The organism is Variovorax sp. 770b2 (assembly GCF_900115685.1).
In the GTDB taxonomy this organism is placed as follows: domain Bacteria; phylum Pseudomonadota; class Gammaproteobacteria; order Burkholderiales; family Burkholderiaceae_C; genus Variovorax.
This window is the reverse complement of sequence record NZ_FOXJ01000002.1, coordinates 516,723-538,854: the sequence shown is the minus strand read 5'-3', so window position 1 is coordinate 538,854 and position 22,132 is coordinate 516,723. Positions and strand designations below refer to the sequence as shown.

General features: G+C 67.0%; 18 protein-coding genes. 8 read left to right on the top strand and 10 right to left on the bottom strand.

Annotation, left to right across the window (positions count from 1 at the left end; all coding sequences use genetic code 11):
• The first annotated feature begins 43 nt into the window (after positions 1-43).
• Both BM133_RS18100 and BM133_RS18095 read left to right on the top strand, forming a co-directional pair.
• A complete protein-coding gene (locus BM133_RS18100; protein ID WP_093436462.1) occupies positions 44-856 on the top strand; it encodes an ABC transporter ATP-binding protein in 813 nt (270 codons plus the stop codon).
• A gap of 325 nt (positions 857-1,181) precedes the next feature.
• Positions 1,182-2,429: a phenylacetate--CoA ligase family protein gene (locus BM133_RS18095; RefSeq protein ID WP_093437105.1), complete on the top strand. Its 1,248-nt coding sequence runs from the start codon at positions 1,182-1,184 to the stop codon at positions 2,427-2,429.
• Here BM133_RS18095 and BM133_RS18090 read toward each other — a convergent pair.
• The gene (locus BM133_RS18090; protein WP_093436459.1) at positions 2,420-3,439 is read right to left on the bottom strand and encodes a hypothetical protein; all 1,020 of its coding nucleotides are present in this window, start codon (positions 3,437-3,439) and stop codon (positions 2,420-2,422) included. The genes BM133_RS18095 and BM133_RS18090 overlap by 10 nt on opposite strands.
• Positions 3,440-3,547: 108 nt before the next feature.
• The gene (locus BM133_RS18085) at positions 3,548-4,663 is read right to left on the bottom strand and encodes a citrate synthase/methylcitrate synthase (protein WP_093436456.1); all 1,116 of its coding nucleotides are present in this window, start codon (positions 4,661-4,663) and stop codon (positions 3,548-3,550) included.
• An 82-nt stretch (positions 4,664-4,745) separates the two neighbouring features.
• Here BM133_RS18085 and BM133_RS18080 point away from each other — a divergent pair, with 82 nt between their 5' ends.
• Positions 4,746-5,909 (top strand): citrate synthase, encoded by a 1,164-nt coding sequence (locus tag BM133_RS18080; protein WP_093437103.1) that lies wholly within the window; start codon positions 4,746-4,748, stop codon positions 5,907-5,909.
• A gap of 9 nt (positions 5,910-5,918) precedes the next feature.
• Here the strand turns inward: BM133_RS18080 and BM133_RS18075 are convergent, their stop codons facing one another.
• Together BM133_RS18075 and BM133_RS35705 are read right to left on the bottom strand one after the other, a co-directional pair.
• Positions 5,919-6,491, bottom strand: coding sequence for a type 1 glutamine amidotransferase domain-containing protein (locus tag BM133_RS18075; protein WP_093436453.1), 573 nt, complete (start codon positions 6,489-6,491; stop codon positions 5,919-5,921).
• 165 nt (positions 6,492-6,656) lie between these two features.
• Entirely contained in the window at positions 6,657-7,841 is a 1,185-nt protein-coding gene (locus BM133_RS35705; RefSeq protein WP_093436450.1) for a M48 family metalloprotease, read from the bottom strand.
• 206 nt (positions 7,842-8,047) lie between these two features.
• On the opposite strand from BM133_RS35705, the gene BM133_RS18065 reads away from it, so the two are divergent.
• Complete coding sequence (locus tag BM133_RS18065; RefSeq protein WP_093436447.1) at positions 8,048-9,022, top strand: tripartite tricarboxylate transporter substrate-binding protein; 975 nt, start codon at positions 8,048-8,050, stop codon at positions 9,020-9,022.
• 82 nt (positions 9,023-9,104) lie between these two features.
• Here the strand turns inward: BM133_RS18065 and BM133_RS18060 are convergent, their stop codons facing one another.
• A complete protein-coding gene (locus BM133_RS18060) occupies positions 9,105-11,231 on the bottom strand; it encodes a hypothetical protein (protein ID WP_093436444.1) in 2,127 nt (708 codons plus the stop codon).
• Positions 11,232-11,418: 187 nt separating this feature from the next.
• On the opposite strand from BM133_RS18060, the gene BM133_RS18055 reads away from it, so the two are divergent.
• The 3 genes from BM133_RS18055 (at position 11,419) to BM133_RS18045 (ending at position 15,680) form a co-directional block, all read left to right on the top strand.
• On the top strand, positions 11,419-12,396 hold the full coding sequence (locus BM133_RS18055) for a helix-turn-helix transcriptional regulator (RefSeq protein WP_093436441.1): 978 nt from the start codon (positions 11,419-11,421) through the stop codon (positions 12,394-12,396).
• A 96-nt stretch (positions 12,397-12,492) separates the two neighbouring features.
• Positions 12,493-13,260 (top strand): hypothetical protein, encoded by a 768-nt coding sequence (locus BM133_RS18050; protein WP_143100150.1) that lies wholly within the window; start codon positions 12,493-12,495, stop codon positions 13,258-13,260.
• Positions 13,261-13,268: 8 nt separating this feature from the next.
• Entirely contained in the window at positions 13,269-15,680 is a 2,412-nt protein-coding gene (locus BM133_RS18045) for a hypothetical protein (RefSeq protein ID WP_093436435.1), read from the top strand.
• 12 nt (positions 15,681-15,692) lie between these two features.
• Here BM133_RS18045 and BM133_RS18040 read toward each other — a convergent pair whose 3' ends face one another.
• The 4 genes from BM133_RS18040 to BM133_RS34670 all read right to left on the bottom strand — a co-directional run bounded on the left by BM133_RS18040 (position 15,693) and on the right by BM133_RS34670 (position 19,609).
• Entirely contained in the window at positions 15,693-17,801 is a 2,109-nt protein-coding gene (locus BM133_RS18040) for a PQQ-dependent dehydrogenase, methanol/ethanol family (protein ID WP_093436432.1), read from the bottom strand.
• Between the two features lie 84 nt (positions 17,802-17,885).
• On the bottom strand, positions 17,886-18,122 hold the full coding sequence (locus BM133_RS18035; RefSeq protein WP_093436429.1) for a hypothetical protein: 237 nt from the start codon (positions 18,120-18,122) through the stop codon (positions 17,886-17,888).
• A gap of 250 nt (positions 18,123-18,372) precedes the next feature.
• Positions 18,373-18,966, bottom strand: coding sequence for a Swt1 family HEPN domain-containing protein (locus tag BM133_RS18030; RefSeq protein WP_093436425.1), 594 nt, complete (start codon positions 18,964-18,966; stop codon positions 18,373-18,375).
• The gene (locus BM133_RS34670; protein ID WP_143100149.1) at positions 18,959-19,609 is read right to left on the bottom strand and encodes a DUF5343 domain-containing protein; all 651 of its coding nucleotides are present in this window, start codon (positions 19,607-19,609) and stop codon (positions 18,959-18,961) included. Before BM133_RS34670 ends, BM133_RS18030 begins: the two co-directional genes overlap by 8 nt.
• Positions 19,610-19,955: 346 nt before the next feature.
• Here BM133_RS34670 and BM133_RS18025 point away from each other — a divergent pair, with 346 nt between their 5' ends.
• Positions 19,956-21,197, top strand: a complete 1,242-nt coding sequence (locus tag BM133_RS18025) for a helix-turn-helix domain-containing protein (protein WP_093436422.1) — start codon at positions 19,956-19,958, stop codon at positions 21,195-21,197.
• A 27-nt stretch (positions 21,198-21,224) separates the two neighbouring features.
• Here the strand turns inward: BM133_RS18025 and BM133_RS18020 are convergent, their stop codons facing one another.
• On the bottom strand, positions 21,225-22,052 hold the full coding sequence (locus BM133_RS18020; RefSeq protein WP_093436420.1) for an IclR family transcriptional regulator: 828 nt from the start codon (positions 22,050-22,052) through the stop codon (positions 21,225-21,227).
• Between the last annotated feature and the right edge of the window lie 80 nt (positions 22,053-22,132).

The following is a 22,132-nucleotide window of genomic DNA, read 5'->3' as shown; positions in this document are numbered from 1 at the left end:
ACGGCAGCGCGCTGCCGTTCTTGCGAATGCTTCGGACCACACCATGAGCGAACCCAACATCCTTCTCGACGTCAACGGCATCGAGGTCATCTACAACCACGTGATCCTCGTGCTCAAGGGCGTGTCGCTCTCCGTGCCCGAAGGCGGCATCGTGGCGCTGCTCGGCGGCAACGGCGCGGGCAAGACGACCACGCTGCGCGCGGTGAGCAACCTGCTCGCGGGCGAGCGCGGCGCGGTGACCAAGGGAACCATCGAGTTGCGCGGCGACCGCATCGAGGCGCTCTCGCCGGCCGAGCTGGTCAAGCGCGGCCTCATCCAGGTGATGGAAGGCCGCCACTGCTTCGCCCACCTCACCATCGAGGAGAACCTGATGACCGGCGCCTACACGCGCACCGACGGCAAGGCCGCGGTGCAGCAGACGCTGGACAAGGTCTACGCATATTTCCCGCGCCTGAAGACACGGCGCACCTCGCAGGCGGCCTACACGTCCGGCGGCGAGCAGCAGATGTGCGCCATCGGCCGCGCGCTGATGGCCAACCCGACGATGGTGCTGCTGGACGAACCCTCGATGGGCCTTGCGCCGCAGATCGTGGAGGAGGTGTTCGAGATCGTGAAAGACCTCAACACCAAGGAACACGTGACCTTCCTCCTGGCCGAGCAGAACACCAACATGGCGCTGCGCTACGCCGACTACGGCTACATCCTGGAGAACGGCCGCATCGTGATGGACGGCGAAGCCAAGAGCCTGCGCGAGAACGAGGACGTCAAGGAGTTCTACCTCGGCGTCGGCGGCGCGGACCGCAAGAGCTTTCGCGATGTGAAGAGCTACAAGCGGCGCAAGAGGTGGCTGGCTTGAAAGACTGGTGTGTCGTTGTACAGGGCGCGATCACGCCGACGGGGTACCTTGCTCCGCGAATGTCCCCCGCCTTCGGCTCCTCCTTTATTTCGCTGCGCAAGGCACCCCATCGACGTGCTCGTTATTCACAACCGTGGTTGAACGGCCAGCACAACGACAGCGCCTCTCGTGCACAGGGCATCGGGTGCTCCCCGCAGCGAAATAAAGGAGGAGGCCGAAGGCCGGGGGACATTCGCGGAGGGGAGTACCCGGTGGCCTGTGCACACGCCCTGATGAACAACACCAGCCGGTCCAACACCGAATTGAAAAGATGAAGGGTACGGACATGACCGACCACTACGACAAGCTAGAAATCCGTGACCCCGCCGAACGCGAGCGCGACCTGCTCGCCGCGTTGCCGAAACAGATCGCGCAGGCGCAGACGGCGACCTCCGCGTTCAAGAAGATCCTGGACGGCGTGAAGCCCGCGGACGTCGCGACGCGCGAGGCGCTCGCCAGACTACCGGTCACGCGCAAATCGGAATTGCTCGAGCTGCAGAAGGCACGCCGCGCCGACGACCCGTTCGGCGGCTTCGCATCGATCGTGCGCGGTGCGCGCATGCCGCGCGTGTTCGCGAGCCCCGGCACCATCTACGAGCCCGAGGGCGAAGCGCGCGACTACTGGCGCACTGCGCGGGCGCTGCATGCGGCAGGCTTTCGCAATGGCGAGCTGATCCACAACAGCTTCAGCTACCACATGACCCCGGCCGGCTCGATCATGGAGAGCGGTGCGCGCGCCATGGGCTGTACCGTGTTCGCGGGCGGCACCGGGCAGACCGAGCAGCAGCTCGAAGCCATCGCCGACCTGAAGCCCGAAGGCTACGCAGGCACGCCGAGCTTCCTGAAGATCCTGCTGGAGAAGGCCGAGGAGAAAGGCCAGAAGCTGCCCTCGCTCACCAAGGCCCTGGTCTCCGGCGAAGCCTTTCCGCCGAGCCTGCACGACTGGATCGCCGCACATGGCGTGAAGGGCACGCAGTGCTACGCCACCGCCGACCTCGGCCTCATCGCCTACGAGACCAGCGCGCGCGAAGGCCTGGTGATCGACGAAGGCGTGCTGGTCGAGATCGTGCGCCCCGGCACCGGCGACCCGGTGCCCGACGGCGAGGTGGGCGAGATCGTGGTCACCAGCTTCAACCCCGACTATCCGTTGGTGCGCTTCGGCACCGGCGACCTCTCGGCCGTGCTCGCGGGCACCTGCCCCACGGGCCGCACCAACAAGCGCATCAAGGGCTGGCTCGGCCGCGCCGACCAGACCACCAAGGTGCGCGGCATGTTCGTGCATCCGTCGCAGGTGGCTGAAATTGCACGGCGATTTCCGGAGATCCAGCGCGCGCGCCTGGTGGTGTCGGGCGAGATGGGCGACGACCAGATGACCTTCAGGCTCGAATGCGCCGGCACGCCGGCCGGGCTCGACGCGCGCATTGCCGATGCCGTGCGCGAGGTGACCAAGCTGCGCGGCACCATCGAGCTGGTGGCGCCGGGTACGCTGCCCAACGACGGCAAGGTGATCGAGGACGCGCGCAGCTACAAGTAGCGGCGGTAGAACCGGCGCGTGATGGCGCGCGTGATCGCCACCACCAGCGCCGCATAGACCAGCGCGAGCGCCACGGTGAGGCCGATGTTCCCGAGTGTGTTCGAGATGCGCAAGGAGCTCGCGTATGCAAGTAAGAACCACGCGATCGCGATGAAGAGGCCCATCACCTGCACCAGCAAGAAGGCCGACACGGACGCTGCCACGGCCCTGAACGGCCGCGCCAGCGACATGCCGGCCCGCGTGCCGAGCCAGGCGCCCCAGAACGCGAGCGCAAAGGCCGCGAGCCACGGCAGCACCAGGGTGAGCAGCAACCTGAGCGCGTTGTCATCCGACGGAAAAAGCCAGTTGGACACCGCCAGGCTGCTCCACAGTTGCATCGACGCGAACACCGCGGCGATCAGCCACACGACGGCGCGGCGCGGCGGTGCGCCGGAAACCTCGAGGGTCGCATCCTCCGGTGCGCGAACTGCCACGTCCTGGCCGCGGCTGCGGCTCAGCGCGAGGCGTGCCGCAAGCCACAGGCCGAGCACCAGCACCGCCAGTTGGACAACGGACTGCAACAGCATGGCGGCGCCCATGCCCAGATAAGGCGAGTAGCCGGAGAACTCTTCGAAGCGGCCGCCGGCCATGAAGAGCGTCCTGATCTTGAAGAACAACGGTGTCAGGCCGTAGTAGCTGAAGGCGACCACGAGCGCCCACACGGTTCCGAAGCGCAGCCTTGCATCGTGCGCCAGCGCCACTTTCGCCACGCCGAGTCTTTCGAGCGCATGGCGTGCATGGCTCCACCCGAGCAGGGCCGCGAGCGTCCAGGGCACCGCGAGGCCGGCCAGCATGGTGATCCAGACCTCCGGTTGCGCGTAGGCACTGCGGATCTGCTCGACGTCGGGTGTGAACCGCGTCAGCAGCACGACGGTGCTGATGACAAACATGGCCACATCGAGCCCCACGGCGATCAGCGCGAAGTCGCGGGGCAAGCGCAGCGCGCGCTCGTCGGAAGGGTTCACCGTCATAGGAATACTTTCGCCTTGCGTCATGCACGCCGCGGTCGGCATGCGAAGACAACGAGGGTACCGGATGACGGTGCGACGGCGCGTAGGCCTTGCGTTTGCCTCCCGGGATCAGTGCGCGAGTGCGGCTTCGGCCTCTTCGGGCGCGGGTCCCACGTACACGGACTGCGGACGAATGAGCCTGCCGTTCTTGACCTGCTCGCGCGCATGCGCCACCCATCCGCTCACGCGGCCCGCGGCGAACACGCAGGTGAAGCTCTCGCGGCCGAAGCCCAGGGCTTCGAGCAGCAGCGCGGTATAGAACTCGACGTTGGTTTCCAGCGCGCGGCCGGGCTTCTTCTCGCGCAGGATCGCGAGCGCGGCCTGCTCCGCGGCCTCGGCCAGCGCGAAGCGCGCGGCGTTGACGCTGCCCTCGATGCTCAACCGGCGCAGCGCGCCCTTGAGCGCATCGGCGCGCGGATCGCGCACGCGGTAGATGCGATGGCCGAAGCCCATCAGGCGCTGGCCGCCGGCCACCGCGCCTTCGAGCCAGTGGCGCGCATTGGCTGCCGTGCCGATGGCATCGAGCGCATCGAGCACCGGACCGGGCGCACCGCCGTGCAGCGGGCCCTTGAGCGCGCTGATGCCGGCGAGCACCGCCGATGCCAGGCCCGCGCCCGTCGATGCCACCACGCGCGCCGCGAAGGTCGAGGCATTGAGGCCGTGGTCGCACACGGTGACCAGGTAGGTGTCGAGCGCGGCAGCCTGCGCGGCCGTCGGCGTGCGGCCATGGAGCATGCGCAGCATGTCGGCGGCGTACGGCAGCGATTCGTCGGGCGCGAGGGCCTGCACGCCGAGGCGCCAGCGCATCACGGCCGCGGTGTAGACGGCGGGCGCGGCGACCAGCCGCAGCGCCGTGGCAAGGTCATCGCCATCGGGCAGCCGCGCGAGCAGCGCGCGCACCGCTTCGATGGGCGGCATCTTGCGCAGCACCGCGTCGTCGTTGGGCTGCAGGCGCTCGAAGGCTTCGCGGCGTGCGCGGCCGAGCGCGCCGCGCAGGGCCGCTGCATCGGGCACCGTGTCGAAGAAGCCCTGGAACAGCAGCGCCACCACGTCTTCATAGCGCCAGCGCTGCGCAATCTCGTCCAGCTGGTGGCCGCGGATCACCAGCCGGCCGGCCGCGCCGTCCACCTCGGACAGCACGGTGTGCGCGGCCACCACGCCTTCGAGGCCATCGTCGTTGTTCATCGTTTCGTACTCCTGGGTTGTCACGATGACATCGATTCTGTCGGCGCTAACATTGACGTCAATCTTGATCAATTCCATCAACATGACCAAGCCACCTCTCTGGCTTCCCGCGGCCGAAGCGCTCGAGCTGATGCAGGTGCGCCCGCAGACGCTCTACGCGAGCGTGAGCCGTGGGCGCATCCGCGCCAAGCCCGACGCGGCGGACCCGCGCCGCAGCCTCTATCACCGCGACGACGTGCAACGCATCGCCGCCCGCACACGCGGCCGGCGCAGCAGCGAAACGGTGGCGAGCGAAGCCATCCAGTGGGGCGAGCCAGTGCTCCCTTCTGCGGTCTCGACAGTGGCCGAAGGGCGGCTCTGGTATCGGGGGCAAGACGCCTGCGAACTGGCCGGGCACGCCACGCTCGAAGATGTCGCGGGCCTGCTGTGGGCGAGCGCAACACCGCGCTTCGTGCCCACGGCCTCCGGACCGGCGCACGCCAAAAACGCCACGCCATTGCAGGCGGGCTTGCTCGCACTCGCTGCGCGTGCGGCCACCGATCCGCCCTCGCGCGGCCGCTCGCGCAGCGTGCTGCAGGCCGAAGCGGCCGACGTGATCGGCACGCTCGCCGATGCGCTGCTGGGCCCGTCGCCCTCGCACGCGGCGCATCTGCACACGCGGCTCGCAGCGGCGTGGCGCCGTCCGCGCGCGGCCGACGTGCTGCGCCGCGCGCTCGTGCTGATGGCCGACCACGAACTCAACGCATCGACCTTCGCGGCACGCGTGACCGCCTCCACGGGCGCTTCGCTCGCGGCCTGCCTGCTCACGGGGTTGTCGACGCTGACCGGCCCGTTGCACGGTGGCGCCGCAGCCACCGTGCAGGCGCTGATGCGCAGCGTCGCAACGCTCGGCAGCGAAGCCGCCGTGCGCGAATGGCTGGCGCACGACCGGCCGCTCGCGGCCTTCGGGCACCCGCTCTATCCCGCGGGCGATGCGCGCTGCGCGGCGTTGCTCGAGGTCATCGAGCTGCCGCCCGCCTTCGCCTCGCTGCGCGCCACGGGCGAGAAGCTGCTGGGCGAAGTGGCGAACATCGATTTCGCCCTGGCCGCGATGGCGGCCGTGCACAAGCTGCCGGCCGATGCGCCGCTGATGCTGTTCGCGCTCGCGCGCACCGTGGGCTGGACGGCGCACGTGCTCGAGCAGCAGGCCACGGGGCAGTTGATCAGGCCGCGCGCCCGCTACACCGGCCCCGACCTTGCGCGCTGAAAGCGGTCGTCAATGGATGGCCGCTTCGTAGGCGAGCTCGAACATCCTGGTCATCTCGCGGTTGAAGGCAGGCAGGTCGTCGGGCTTGCGGCTGGTGACGAGATTGCTGTCGACGGCGACCTCCGTGTCGCTCCAGCGGGCGCCCGCGTTCTGCAGGTCGACGCGCAGCGAAGGCCACGAGGTCATCTTGCGGCCCCGCACGCCGCCGGCATCGATCAGCGTCCAGGGGCCATGGCAGATCGCGGCGATGGGCTTGTCCGCTTCGACGAAGGCGCGCACGAAGGCGATGGCCTGGTCATCGATGCGCAATGCATCCGGGTTGACCACGCCGCCCGGCAGCAGCAGCGCATCGAAGTCCTCGGCGTTCGCTGCTGCAAGCGGCACGTCGACTTCGAAGGCGTCGGCCGGGTCGTGGTGATTCCAGCCGCGCACGCTTCCGTTCATGGGAGAGACGATCTGCGTGAGCGCGCCGGCGATGTCCAGCGCCTTGCGCGGCTCGGTCATCTCGACCTGCTCGAAGCCGTCCGCAACGAGGATGGCGACTTTCATTCCGTCCAGAGACGAGGTGGTGATGGTGGGCATGGGTGAAGCACTCCTTCGGTGGTTTCGGTGGCAATGAAACTTCACCCTAGGGCCCGCGCCCGGGGCACGCATCGGCGTGCGCCGGGTCCGCCTGTCGGACAGTTCGACGGGCGGCAACCTTCTCTTACGACGCTTTACCTGCCAGGCCCCGGCCTGGCACGGTGGTTACTTCCGGCAGGCGATCGGCAGCGCCTTGGCCGAGAGGCCGTCGCCGGCCGTGCAATGCCAGTCGATGCCGTCGTCGCTGGACGAGGGCTCCATGCGCAGCGTGCCCTTGGCGGTGGTCACTTCCAGCACCATCGTGTCGGGATCCAGCTTCAGGGCCGAACCGTCGGGAAGGGTCTCCGGCGCACCGGCGGCCTCCAGGGAATCGGGCGTCTCCTGCTTCTCCTTGTAGTAATTGCCCAGCGTCTCGCGCACCGGCGCGGCCTGGAACCAGGCCTGCGAGACGACGGTGCGCGTCTGGTAGTCCTGGTAGGCCGGAAGGGCCACCGCCGCCAGGATGCCGATGATCGCCACGACCATCAGCAGCGCCAGCGCACCGCCGCCCGCGCGGCCGGTGTTGGGCACGAAGATCGCGAGCACGTAGGCCAGCGGGTTGCGGCCGGGCAGCTTCGCGGCCGGGTCGATGGCGCGCGCCACGCGCTTGGTGAGCCAGGGGTAGCCGCCGATCAGCTCGTGGAACGAGGCCCAGAAGCCGCTGTTGCCCGCCGACTGGTCGGCATAGCGCTGCAGGTCGACGTTGCGCCACTGCTGCGCGCCGGCGGCCAGCGCCACGAGCGCGCGGGGCGCGGAGTCGGGCTCCTCGCAGCAGGCGGCGCCGTGCAGGTCGCAGGTGTATTCCTGCGCACGCGAATAGGCCGCGCCCAGGAGCGGCAGCCAGAGCACCGGCATGCGCCAGACGTGGCCCGTGAGGTGGCCGCGCTTGATGTGGCCCAGCTCGTGGCCGATGTAGAAGTTGATGCCGTCGGGCTGCGTTTCCATCGCATCGACCACGTCGGACAGCAGCACCACGAAGTCGCGCCCGAAGAAGCGGGTGGCAAAGGCGTTGAAGATGCCGTCGCCGTGCAGCAGGTAGGCCTCGGGCGGGTTCTCGATGCCCAGGTATCCGCAGCAGGCCTTGAAGCGCGCGTGCAGTTCGGGCAGCTGGGTGGGCGAGAGCTTCACGGCCGTGCCCTTGATCCAGGCGATGACGGCCGACTGTGCGAACACATAGGCGATGAAGCCCAGCAGCACATAGACGAGCGCGATGCCCAGGGTGCCCAGCACCAGCAGCCCCCATATCAGCACGCCCAGGCCCAGCGTGATGTTGCCCAGCCAGCGCTCGCGCGGGTAGACCAGTGGATCCATTGGAATTTCCTCCTCGATGCGGCCCCCTGAGGACCTGCGTTGTTGTGGTTGTTTTTCGCGCCGCCAAGCACGGTCTGCGAGCGCCGATCATGCCCCAGGAAGGGGTGGATTTCGTCACGGACCTAAGGGCTATTCGGTATAGGTCAGGCGGTGGTCAGCCTATAAGATCGCGGCCGATTTTCAAACTCAACCGTCCCGGAGACTTCATGAAGAAATTGCTTGCCCTTACGGCGATCGCCGCCGCCGCTGTCGGCGTTCACGCCCAGGATTTCCCCGCAGGCAAGACCGTCACGCTGGTGGTGCCTTTCGCAGCCGGCGGCCCGACCGACCGCGTCGCGCGCGACCTGGCCGAAGCCATGCAGAAGACGCTGGGCACCACCATCGTGGTGGACAACACCGCCGGCGCCGGCAGCTCCATCGGCACCGCCAAGGTGGCGCGTGCCAATCCGGACGGCTACACGCTGCTCTTGAACCACATCGGCATGTCCACGATGCCGGCGCTCTATCGCAAGCTGCCGTTCAACGTGGAGACCGACTTCGAGTACCTGGGCATGGTCAACGAAGTGCCGATGACGCTGATCGGCAAGCCCTCGCTCCCGGCCAACAACTACAAGGAACTGACGACCTGGATCGAAGCCAACAAGGGCAAGATCAACCTGGGCAACGCCGGCCTGGGCGCCGCCTCGCACCTGTGCGGCCTCCTGTTCCAGAGCGCGCTGAAGGTCGAGATGACGCCGGTTCCCTACAAGGGCACGGCCCCCGCCATCGCCGACCTGCTGGGCGGCCAGATCGACCTCCTGTGCGACCAGACCACCAACACCACCTCGCAGATCGAGGCCAAGAAGGTCAAGGCCTATGCCGTGACCACCGCCAAGCGCCTGACCACGCCGGCCCTGAAGGACCTGCCGACGCTGCAGGAAGCGGGCGTGAAGGGCTTCGAGGTGTCGATCTGGCACGGCATGTACGCCCCCAAGGGCACGCCGGCACCGGTGCTCAAGAAGTTGAACGAAGCCATCACGGCCGCCATGAAGGACCCGGGCTTCATCAAGCGCGAAGAGGCGCTGGGCGCGGTGATCACCACCGACAAGCGCACCGAGCCGGCCGAGCACAAGAAGTTCGTCTCGGCCGAGATCGCGAAATGGGGCCCGATCATCAAGGCAGCGGGCGTGTACGCCGACTGATCTTCACGATCTCCTGAAATAAAAAAGCCGCCGGCCCTTTGGACCGGCGGCTTTTTTCATGGCGGTGACAGCGCGAGAAAACTCAGGGCGTGACGGTCCACACCTCGAAGTTCTTGCGCACATCGACCTGGCGCGCGGTGCGCGCCACGAAGGTGAAGGTGCTGAGCGAAGAGCCTTCGGCGTACTGGTAGCTGTTGTTGTTGGCCGGTGCGCAATGCGGATCGGGGAGCGGCGCCACCGGCACGCAATAGACGATCGCCTTGCGGTTCGTGTTGCGCACGGTCACGGTCTCGCTGAAGCGCGTGCCGCTCGGTCCCGGTGCACGGCCGAACACGCTGAACGAGGTCGGCGCGAGCGCGCCGTTGGGCACCAGCCAGGCGTCCAGGTTGCCTTCGGCGCTGAAGTCGGCGTTGTTGGGGTCCACGAGGCTCGTCGGTCCGAAGACGATGCCGCGCGCGCTGCCCTGGGTTTCCGCCAGCAGCTCGGCGCGCACCGCGGGCACGAGCTCCACCAGGGGCGTCTGCACGGCCTCGGCAATGGTCGGCACGCGGGAGAAGGTGCGCACGTACTGCACCACGTTCGGCGTCACGCCGTCCGCGCGGAAGAACTCCAGCTTCCACACCGTCTGGTCGGGGATCTTGCGCAGGTCCTCGTCGCCGATGAACGGGCTGGCGAAGAGGTTGGCGTTCTCGAAGTCGTTGGGGCTGCCGGGCTGCGCCGGATCCAGGTAGCGCGCCGACATGCGCCAGGCCGACGAGTTCAGGCCCGAGGCGATGGTGCCGTCCGGCGTGAGCACCAGCGAGCTGAGGCCGCTCTTGGGCACCAGCACCAGTTGCCGGCCGGGCAGCGATTCGGTCGTGGCCACCACCTTCGCGAGGATCGGGTTGCCCATGCCGTCGCGCACGTTGTCCACCGAGATGGCGTAGCCGACCGAATGGAACACCAGGTTCTGGTGCTTCAGGTAGTCCTTCTTTTCCAGCTGCGGCCGAACGAAGGCGCGGTAGGCGTCCGCGTTGCCCGTGAGCTTGAGCGCGCCGTCCACGATCTTCGCGTTGAAGACATCGTTGTCGGTGTTGCCCAGGATGTCGGTCCAGCGGTAGGTGAGCGCGATGTCGCCGTTCTTGTAGAAATATTCGAAGTTGCCGCGGTCGTGCTTGAGGTTGGTCGGGCCGAAGCGGAACAGGCTGTCGAACGAGCGACGCGCGCCGCCGGCCACGCGGCCGATGGGCACGCCGCCGGCCGCCACGAAGTTCTCCGGGCTGTCGCCCACGAAGAGCGTGCGGCATTCGGGCGCGACCACGTTGGCCGCGGTGCCGAACGCGTTGCCGTCCTGGTTGATCGGGCTGTTCACGCGCTGGTTGAGCGGCAGCGCATAGCAGGCGTTGATGCGCTCCAGCAGCGCCTGCACCATGGCCGGCGTGGGCGGCTGCACCAGCGCCGCCGCGTCGACAGCCGGCAACGGCGTGATGGTCGCATCGCCGCTGCGGAACACGATGGACACGGGCGCCGTCTCCTCGCCGGCCGGCAGCGCCTTCACGGTGATCTCGATGTTGGAGGCCGCGCCGTCCGGGCGCACCGACACGTTGATCGAATCGAGCACGCGGTCCTGCCCCGAGCCGTTGGCCTGGAACTCGCCGCTCATCGGATCGATGCTGAGGTTCAGCGCCGTGAGCAGCGGCTGCAGCGCGGCCACGAGCTTGGCGACCTGCTCGCCGATCGAGCCGGCCGTGACCGCGCCGGCATCGGCCTGGATCGCGGCCGCCAGCTTCGACGGATCGCCGTTGGGCGAGAGCTGCGCCACGATGATGGTGGTGAGCGGCGTCACGTTGGTGGTGCCGGTCGCGGTGCTCGCGGTGGTGCTGTAGAGCGTGAGGTCGTCGCGCACGGCCTGGATCACCAGCGGCGCCTTGGTGCCCGCGGGCAGCGAGCAGGTGTAGGTGCCTTCGGGCGTGGTGGTCACTTCGCAGACCTTGGCGCCGGTCTGGTCGAACACCGTGAGCGCCGCGCCGGCGAAGGCCGCGCCGGTGGCCACCGTTCCACTGAGCGTGGTAGCAGTTGCAGGCTGGTCGCCGCCGCCACCGCCCGAGGCCGGCGGGATGAAGCCGAAGCCGCCACCGCCGCCGCCTCCACCACCCCCACCGCATGCGGCGAGAAGCGCCAGGGTGACGATGGACAGGGCATGGGGGATCTTGCGGGTGAGATGTGGCATCTGTGGGCTCTTCGAAAAGGTTGAAAACTCCGGACCTCCCGGGGGTTCGCAAACAATAGCTTTCACTTTTCGAAGAAAAAATGATGCAAATGCACCATTCTTGAAACGCGTGGGCCTTTGCGCAGACCGCAAACGAATCACCGGAACATGGGATGCGGTACCCCACCGCTGCGGGAAAACTCGGTCCATGAACCGTCCGGAACTGCACGACTTCGGCATGCTGCTGCTGCAGCTGTACCGGCTCTCGCACGAGTTGCCGATCGACGCTTTCCAGGACGCCGCGCTCGACCTCATCAAGCCGGTGCTGCCCTTCGACGCGTCGATGTGGGGTACGGCCACCACCGCCGCCGAGGGCATCGACGTGCACACGCTGCACCTGCACCGCAAGACGCCCGAGATGATGATGGAGTACGACGACTTCAAGCACCTCGATTCCGCGGCTGCGAGCTTCTTCGGCAAGGGACACGGCACGCGGGGCTTCCACTCCAAAAGCTGGTGGAGCGGCCCCGAGTACGCGCCATTTCTGGACTACGTGCAGCGCTACGACCAGAACAACATCTTCATCACGATGGACAGCGACCCGCGGTCCAACTTCATGCACTGGTTCTCGCTGTTTCGCGCCGACCCCGACGCGCACTGCAAGCCCGAGGAAGTGAACCTGCTGGCGAGCCTCTCCCCGCACCTGATGCAGGCGCTGGCGCTCAACCGCATCGTTCACCTCGACAGGCTCGAGGCCGGCGCCCAGGCGCCCAGCGGCTCGGCCATCGGCGACCTGCGCGGGGTGCTCTACCACGCCGACAATTTCTTCGAGACGACGCTCAAGACGGAGTGGCCGTCATGGCACGGGCGCACGCTGCCCGACGTGCTGCTCAAGCACTTCCTGCATGGCCACGCGCGCTACAGCGGGCAGGCGATCGTGGTCACGCACCGCGTGGAGCAGCGCCTCTTGTTCCTCAAGAGCCGCATGCGCTGCCGCGCCGACAGCCTCACGCCGCGCGAGCACACCATCGCCGAGCTGCTGGCGCGCGGCGACACGCACAAGGACATCGCCGCCATCCTCAGCCGCTCGCCGGCCACCGTGCGCAACCACATCCAGTCGATCTACGACAAGCTGGAGGTGGGCAACGTGGCGGGGCTGATCCACGAGCTGCGGCTCGCGGGCTGAGCCGCTCGCCAGGCGCCGATCGGGCGCTGCGCGGCCGATGCGCTTTTTTCGCTATGCTCGCCGGGGTTTCCTCCACCCCCTCCCCCTTTTTCCTTCATGCGTCCTCGCGGCACTTCGCCTGTGCTGGTCTTGCTGGCCCTTGTGGCCCTGTTCACGCATGAAGCACTTGCCGGCCCGCAGACCGGCTCAGAGGCCGGCTCGCCGCGGACGCTGCTCTGGGTGTGGGACCGCCCCCAGCTTTTCTCCGCGCCGCCCGAAGGCACCGGCATTGCCTACCTGCACGCGACGGTGCGCCTGAGCGGCACGCAGAGCCGCACGACGTGGCGCCAGTGGCCGCTGCGCATCGCGCCGGGCATCACGGTGATTCCGGTGGTGCACGTCACGCTCGACAACCTCGCACCGTCGCTGGTCGACGACGCGCAGCAACAGGCCATTGCCAACGCGCTCGCACATGCCGCGGCGCACAACCGCTCGGGCTGGGTGCAGCTGGACTTCGAGGCGCGCCGCAGCCAGCGCGAGGCCTACGTCGCGCTGCTGCAGCGCCTGCAGCCGCTGCGCGCGAACGTGCGGCTCTCGGCCACGGCACTCGCCTCGTGGTGCATGAGCGACCCGTGGCTGCCGGCCGGCCTCGTCGACGAGGTGGTGCCGATGTACTTCCGCATGGGTGCGGAGTCGGCGCACATCCGCCAACGGCTGCAGGTCGCGGGCACCGCCACCGTGCCGGCCTGCCGCGATGCGGCCGGGCTGCTGCTGGGCGAGCCATGGCCGGCGCTGGTCGGCGTGAAGCGGCGCTACGTGTTCCACACGGGCGCATGGAAGACCGAAGACTTCGAAAAGATCGACACCAGGGGCACACATCCATGACTTCTCCCATGCGCACTCTGCGCGCCGGCCTTCGCCTGCTCGCGATCGCCGCATCGCTCGGTGCCGCGGCGGCGCATGCGAGTGGCGGCGGCGACCCGGTGGACATGTTCTTCGACAGCACGCGGCCCGACCAGCCGGTGCGCGAATTCGTCGAGCGGCCCGCGGGCTACTACACCGACTACCTCGTGCCCTACCAGGTGCTCTGGTACTGGCGCCTGCGCGGGCAGGCGTTCTCACCCGATGCGGTGCGGGCGTTCTCCGACCTGCTGGAGAAACTGCCGCGCGAGGACAGCGGCATGGAAGACACCGACGCGGCCTGGACCGAATGGCAGCAGGCCCGCGCCGGCGCCTACGCGAAGCTGGGCCAGCCGCTGCCCGAGGGATCCAAGCCCACCACGCCGCCCTCCGGGCAAACACCGCAGTGGAACGCCAACACCCTGCGGGCGAGCCCCAGCTGCCTCTATGGCGACGCCTTCCGCAATGCCACCAAGACCCTGGCCCAGCGCATGGAACGCGTGGCGGGCGACAAGACGGCCGGCCCGCCCGTGCTGTACTGGTTGCAGGCGCAGGAAGTGGTGTTCTACGCCTGCGACAAGGAACCCGCCGCGCTCCCGGAGCTGCCACCCCGCGCCCCGGCCTGGCTCCAGGCCGACCGCGCCTACCAGCAGGCCGCATGGCGCTTCTATGCCAATGACCTGGCCGGCGCCGACACCGCATTCACCGAGATAGCGGCCGACAAGGCGAGCCCGTGGCGCGACCTCGCGGCCTACATGCGGCTGCGCGTGCTGGCGCGCCAGAACCCGGGTGGCGATGCATCGCCCCCGGACCGCGAGAGTGCCGGCAAGGAGAGCGCCGAGGCGATCAAGCAGCAGGCCGAGCTCACGAAGGCGGTCGATGCCATCGCGCTGCCGCTGCTGAAGAACCGGCGCCTGCAGGCGCTGCATCCCTCGGTGCATCGGCTGGCCGAGGCACTGCGCATCCGCTACCTGCTGCCCGCCACGCGCATGCGGCGACTGGCGGACGGCCTGAAGACCATGGGCCCGCCCGATGCGGCCGCCGCGAAACTGCTGCTGCTGAATCACGAATTCCGCGCCTGCGGGTTCTCGTACGACTGCACGTACATCGGCCCGGCGCAGACTTCCGACCTTGTGCAATGGCTCAGTACCGTGCGCGGCTTCGACACCCCGGGCAGCGGCGCCGAGCCGAACGGCAAGTGGCGCGAGACCCTGAGCTGGAGCCGCTACCAGCGCACCCACGAGCTCACATGGCTCATGGCCGCCGCGAGCCTGGTGCCGGTCGCCGGCACTGCCGACGACAAGCGCGAGGCCGAGCTGCAAGCGGCCCTGGCCGCCGTGCCCGAAGACCATCCCGCGCGCTTCGCCGCCACCCAGTTGCGCGCCCAGCGCCTGTTTGCGCAGGGCCGCTTCAAGGAAGCGCGCGAACTCATCGCGGGCGCGGCCGATTCGCCGTTGATCGCCCGCAGCCCCTCGGGCCAGAATTTCGTGAAGGCGCTGCTGCTGCCCACGGCCTCGTCGGAAGAGGAATGGCGCCGCCTGGCGATCCGTCCCGTGGTGGCGCGCCGCGACCCCGAGGCGCAGGAGGCCAGGCCCAATGCCACACCGTTGGCCAGCGCCTTCGACGACGACGTGGTGCGCTTCCTGAACACACGTGCACCGCTCGCGATGTGGCTGCGGCTCGCGGTCGACCCGGCCCTCTCGCCCGCGCTGCGCGACACGCTGCTGGAGACCGCGTGGACCCGCGCGGTGCTGGTGGAGGACTACGCCACGGCGCAGCGCGCGGCCGAGTTGCGCATCGCCTCGACGCAGAAGGCGCCGGCCAAGGGCGCCGACGCCATCGCCGGCATCCGCCGTTCGCTCACCCTGGCCACGACCGACACCGCCGCCTGGCATCGCCTGCTGCTCGAGCGCGTGGCCAGCGCCGCCGAGACGCTGCAGCCGCCGCACTGGCCCGACGCCAGTTGGTACGTCCGGCCCACGCCGCTCAGGCCCTGGGTCGCGTCGACCTACGACCCCAACGCGGCCGTCGGCAGCTACGGCAAGTGGTGCACCTCGCTGGGCGTGCCGGCCTCGGGGCCCAAGGCAGCGGGGCCGGCCGATTTCGAGATGCCCGCATTCGTGCCGCAGGAGGAGCGCACCCAGCAGGCGGCGCTGGTCGCGAAGCTGCGCACCGTGCCGCAGGACTCGGTCTACTTCACGCAGGAAAGCCTGGCGCTGATGCAGCGCGACCGCGCCGATCCGCTGGTGCCGCAGGCGCTCTCGGTGGCCGTGAAGATGGCGCGCTACACCTGCCAGGACAAGACGGTGGGCGACTGGTCGCGCAAGGGCCTGCAGGCCCTGCACGCGAACTACCCGAACTCGACCTGGACCGCCAACACCCCGTACTGGTTCGGCGGCCGCTGACTCGGGCGCGCCCTACTTCGGCCGGACCGCGTCCGCCGTGCCCTGGATGAATGCCTTGATGCTCTCGATGTCCTCGCCCGAGAGCTTGCCCGTGAAGTCGGGCATGCCGCGCGCCATGGCCGGGCCCTTCAGGATGAACTTGTCCAGGTTCTCGATGTACGCCGAGTCCATGTAGCCCAGGTTGGGGATGTTGCCGCCGCGGTCCACGCCCGGCACGCCGTGGCAGAACACGCAGTTGCTCACGTAGAGCAGGGTGCCGGCCTGCACCTTGGCGGGGTCGTACTTCACGCCCTGCACCAGCTTGCTCATGCGGTACTGCACGAAGTCCGGCATCTTCGCGGTGCCGCCGACCGCGAAGGTATAGACCGTGCCCGGCCCCTGCTTCTCGGTGGCGCGCTGCGCGAGGCCGTACACGCCGCCCCAGCCCACGGCCACCGACACGTACTGCTTGCCATCGACCATGTAGGTCGAAGGCGCCGCGACCACGCCGGTGCCGGTGGGCGTTTCCCAGAGCTTCTCGCCGGTCCTGGCGTTGTAGGCCAGGAGCCGCCCGTCGGCCGTGCCCTGGAACACGAGGTTGCCCGCGGTGGTGAGCGTGCCGCCGTTCCATGGCGATGCGTAGTCGACGCCCCAGGCTTCCTTCTGCGCCACCGGATCCCACGCGACGAGCCGGCCGAAAGGCTTGCTGGTGGGCGGCTCCGCGTTGGCGAACTTGCCCGTGTTCCAGCCCAGCGCCGCATGCGGGCGACCGGGTGCGTTCTGGTCGAACTTCCAGTCCTTGTCGTCCATCAGGTTGAGCGGTACGTGCTGCGCGGGCAGGTAGGCCAGGCCGGTCTGCGGGTTGAACGACATCGGGTGCCAGTTGTGCGCGCCGAAGGGACCGGGGATGCTGTCGCCGGGCTTCTCGTTCTGGCGCGCGGCGGCGATCTCGATGGGCCGGCCGTTCTTGTCGTAGCCCGTGGCCCAGTTCACGTCGACGAAGTTCTTCGCCGAGATGAACTTGCCGTTGGTGCGGTCGATGACGAAGAAGAAGCCGTTCTTGGGCGCATGCAGCAGCACCTTGCGCGCCTTGCCGCCGAGCTTGACGTTGGCCAGGATCATCGACTGCGTGGAGGTGTAGTCCCAGTTGTCGCCGGGCGTCTCCTGGTAGTGCCACACGTACTTGCCGGTGTCGGGGTCGAGCGCCACCACCGAGCCCAGGTACAGGTTGTCGCCGCCCTTGGGGCTGCGCGCCTTGTGCGCCCACGGCGAGCCGTTGCCGGTGCCCACGTACATGAGGTTGAGCTCGGGGTCGAAGGCGAAGCTGTCCCACGCGGTGCCGCCGCCGCCGGCCTCCCAGTATTTGCCGCTCGGGTCCCAGGTCCTGGCGGCGCGCGCCATCGATTCGTCCTCGAAAGGCTTGGCCGGGTCGCCCGGCACCACGAACCAGCGCCACTTCTGGTCGCCGGTCTTCGCGTCGTAGGCGGTGACGTAGCCGCGCACGCCGTACTCGGCGCCGCCGTTGCCGATGATGACCTTGCCCTTGAACACGCGCGGCGCGCCGGTGATGGTGTAGCTGCCCTTCTGGCCTTCGATGGTGTTCTTCTCCCACACCTTCTGGCCGGTGGCCGCGTCGAGCGCGATGAGCCGGCCGTCGTAGGCGGCCACGTAGACGCGGCCTTCGTGCAGCGCCACGCCGCGGTTCACCACGTCGCAGCAGCCCCTGAAGCCTTTCGATTTATCGACCTGCGGGTCGAAGGTCCAGAGCTTCTGCCCGGTGCGCGTGTCGATCGCATGCACCACGCTCCACGAGGCGGTGACGTACATGATGCCGTCCACCACCAGCGGCGTGGATTCCACGCCGCGCGTCGATTCGAGGTCGTACGACCAGACCAGCCCGAGCGCTTTCACGTTGCCTGCGTTCACCTGGTCCAGCTTGCTGAAGCGCGACTCTGCGTAGTCCAGGCCCACGCTGGGCCAGTCGGGTGTCTTCTGCGCCGCGTTGGCGCGGATGAAGTTGCCGTCGACTTTCTTCGCAGCGGCCGCCGCGCGGTCCTGCGCGTTCTGGGCCGTGGCCGTCGATGCACCCAGGCACAGCAATGCGCCGGCCAGCACGAACAGCCCCGTGGTGGTTTTCTTCATCGTGGGTCTCCTTGTGCTGCAAGGATCGTTCGCATGGCCCTCGCCTTCACCCTCGGGATTTCCCCAATCAAGCTTTGTTCCATTTCAGAACACAGAAATCTCTTTCCGCGGTTGTAGCGAGGTATTTGAAGACTTGTCTTCACTCGCAAGGAATGGGCGAAAGTGAACCAAGCCCGCGAACTGGAAAAAGACGAACCAACCGTAGAAGACGTCGACGAGCCGACGATTCGCGGTCGCCAACGAAAGTACTGTTTGAGAGGCGCTGGCGATGACCGATGCGATCTGGGCAACTGCGGCAACGAACACAACGAGCAACTGCAATCAGCAGTTTCTGGTCGCCAAGAATGCAATCGGCAGTGGACGCCGGCACATCTCTCGCGGGACGATACGTGCATCGCAACTTTCACGTGGAAAAGACTATGTATGACAGTACACAGCCCGCCCTCGAAATCGCCAAATGGAAGCGGAAATACTGCCAATCCGTTATCGAAGGCGCGAAGAAGGAGTTAGAAATTCGGCAGCTGAAGAAAGCGGTGGAAGAGCGAGATACGACCATTCGCACAATCCTCTCCTATTCCATCAGCCGAAACCAATCACGAAGGGTGAGCTGAAGACGCAATTCCTCGTCTTCGGCGAGTGGGCTGCAATGAGCTATCGGATTACGAAGAGCGTTGAGACTTGCAAATACTTTGCCCAATGCCTTTCTGCTATTAAATATCCCACCGAAAATCGGCCAATTAGAAATGATAATTTCCGACAACTCACCGAAAGTTGTGTAATCCAACGCGTCCTGAGAACGACGAGTAACACCGGCATCAAGTTCTTTGACGATTCGCGACGCGACTTCCGTTTTTATATTTGTGGGGACACGGGCCGTATCCCACCAATCGGGCGTGCTATCGGCAGCCTCAATAGTTTCTGCCACAAGCGCTCTGATGGATTTTTCGAGAGAATAAAAAACCTCATAGTGTTTTGCCATCCGCGCTGCCTCGCCACGAACCGACGCATCGAATTGCGGGTAATAGATGTCGTCCACGGTGTTAGCCGAAGAAGGCAAATGCCCTAGTTCGATGTTGTAGAGAGCTGCAACTCGGGTGAGCTCCTCTGCAATGATCTGGTTAGTCATGCCGAAGGCTTTCACCTTCTCAAGTGCAATCTTATCCATTGTTGGAAAGCAAATGTTCTTTCAAGCTTCGAAAGATGGCATTGAATACAGCTTGATCCGATGTGGCCGGCAAATTTAAATTGATCGTGTAAGAAAGATTGAGGCCAAGGTTTTCACTTTCAGCTCGACTTTGCTTTGTTGCTGGCGCCCATGTCGCATCATCTTCTGACTCAAGTTTACGTGCCATTTGCGGCACCTCCATCGCAGCTTCTTTTGAATTAAAGTCGGCATACAGCTTTAGCGCCTTCAATGTCGATTGAATGAGCTTGGGAACCGCTCCATTGGCCTCCGCCCCTGTGACCTGAACAATTAATGCGAGAAGACCTTTGTCATCGAGCATATAAAAATACTCGTTCGACTGGGCAAGATCCTTGTATCCAATACGAATTGCCTCCGCAATGGCGGCCCCACCTGCGGCAGGATTTCGAAAGCGCTTGTACAACTCGGTTGGTGCGCCATCGGAAGCGACAAATCCAATTTTTTTCAGAAAAGGCGAAATTTGAGCACCCGTCCCACCTTTCATTTGCAATACAGTATTGACAAAATCACCGGTAACACGATCGGGAGTCGCAGCGTTTCGAATTTTCTCCAGCGCGGTCTTAATTGAATTAGGAGACGCAAGATACGGCAAATTGGCGGGCAATTTCTTCTCCAAGGTTATTGTGGCGTAGAGGCGGAATCTACCAGCAACTACTACTCGACCGACAGCCACCGTGCGAGCACTCGTGCGGACATTAACGAATCCTCATCAACTGAAGTAGCGAAGTTGATCCCGACAACTTCGAAAGCCGCGACCGCAACTACAGTATGTAGAAGTTCCTTTGCTGCTGGCGGAAAACATCGCACGCCTGCAGTTGACGTACTGGTCAGAGGACATAGTTTTCGCCCAAAAATTGATGCGGCTCTCCTCGTGAAAAGCCTATTGACCGGCTGTTCCATTGCGGAACACATTAACTGTGGTCCCCGAATCCAGGGAGGCATCGAGCACCATGGCTCACGACATGTTCGACAGGCTGGGCACGGCGGATGCGCCGCACCAGCTCTTCGCCAGCACGCCCACGCAGCGCGTGGCGCTCGCGCGGCGCCAGTTCTTCGAGGAAGGCGTGCGGCCCTCGGGGCTCATCGGCGAGGCGGTGCTGCAGTCGTGGATGCGCTGCACGCGCAACCACACCGACCGCCAGCGCATCGTGCCCTTCGATGCCGTCACGCCCAGCCGCCTGCACGCCACGCTCGCGCGCAACCGCGAGCTGCTGGAAGTGGCGCGGCAGGAACTCGTGCAGATGGAAAACACCTTGGCCGGCACCGACTGCCGCGTGATCCTGACCGACCGCGAAGGCGTGGTCGTGCACGTCACGCACCAGCCTGCCGCCGCGCACCAGCCGGTGCTGCGCAAGACTGCGCGCGTGGGCGTGAACATCTCCGAGCGCATCGTGGGCACCACCGCGCCGGGCATCGTGGCGAGCACCGGGCAGGCCTGCACCGTCGACGGCGCCGAGCACTACTTCGACGTGCTGTGCCACATGCAGTGCGCCGCCGCGCCGATTCGCGACGTGACGGGGCGGCTGGCCGGCGTGCTGGACCTCACGATCGAGGCGCGGCGCTTCGGCTTCGATGCGGCATCGATGGTGTCGCTCTACGCGACGACGATCGAGAACCGACTGCTGCAGGCGCAGTCGCGCGACCACCTCATCCTGCGCTTCCAGGCGAGCCCGACCTTGCTCGGCACGCCGCTCGAAGCGCTGGCCGGCATCGCGCCGGACGGCACCATCGCGTGGCTCAACAACGCGGGCGCGCGCCTGCTGGGCCGGCTGCCGGAAGCGGCGGGCGAGCGCGATGTCGAATGCCTCCTGGGGCACGACCTCGCAAGCCTGATGCGACTGGGCCGGCGCGAGGCCGCGCAGCCACTGCGGCTCGCGAGCGGGCTCGGTGTGTGGGTGCAGGCGCATCTGAAGGGGACAGATGGCGTGGACTTCAAGCACGCGGTGGCGATGCCGGGCCTGCATGCATCGACGTCCGTCGAGCACTCGGTCGCCGTGGCCACTGCCGGCGAAGACTGCACAGCCGCGACCGATGACGGGCAGGCGCCGCATGCCGAAACCTTGCGCGAGCACAGCCGCAAGCTGATCGAGGAAACGCTCGCGGCGCATGGCGGCAACGTGTCGCAGGCGGCGCGTCGACTGAACGTGTCGCGCGGCACGCTGTACCGGCGCATGCGCGGCTGGGAGCTTTGACGTCCCGTGCAGGCCGGCGGACGCCGGTCAATCGCCATCGCGGCCCGATGAGGGAGCCATCGACTTGGCCTCGAGCAGCACGCAGATCGCACGCACCTGCTGGTGGATGATCTTCGCCACTTCGGCGCGCCGCGCCGGCGCCATGCGGCTGGAGATGGCCGCCACGCTCACGGCCGCGATCGGGTTGTCGGGCGGAAACGCCACGCCGATGGCCGCTGCGCCGGGGGTGGCCGCACTGTCCAGGAATGAATAGCCCTGCGCACGCGTCTGCGCGATGGCCTCGCGCAGGAAGCCCGGCTCGAAGGCGCCGAACTTGGCATAGCGCGCCTCGTTGGCCGCGACGATCAGCTCCGCTTCCGCCTCCGGCAGCGCACTCAGGATCGCGAGGCCGCCGGCGCCCACGCCCATGGGCCGGCGAATGCCCACATCGAGCGTCAGCGCCTTGATCGGGTAGGCGCCCAGCGCCCGGCTGGTGCAGATGGATTCGGGGCCTCGCCGCTCGCTCAGGTAGACCGTGTCATGCGTCAGCTCGGCGATGGCGCGCAGCGCCTCCTCGCACAGTTCGCTCAGCTGGTAGTGCGGCTGGGCCAGCATGCCCAGCTCGTACAAGAGCGGCCCCAGGTGGTACTTGCGGGTGAGCAGATCGCGCACCAGCAGCCCTTCCACTTCCAGCCGCTGCAGCATGCGAAAGCACGTGGACATGGGCAGGCCGCTGAGGCTCACGACATCGGCAATGCGCATGCCGCGCCTGCCGCGCGAAGCCACCACGCGCAGCATGCCCACCACGCGCTCGATGCTCTGCGTGCCCGAGCGCGCGCCGCTGGCGGGCAGGGGCTGGGGTGCGGCGTTCTTCATGGTGGTGGCTCGGCGTTTAGTTTCCACAATGCGGCAGTAATTGGGGTTGTTCCCCAAGAGCGGGGAAATTCGCTCGAATG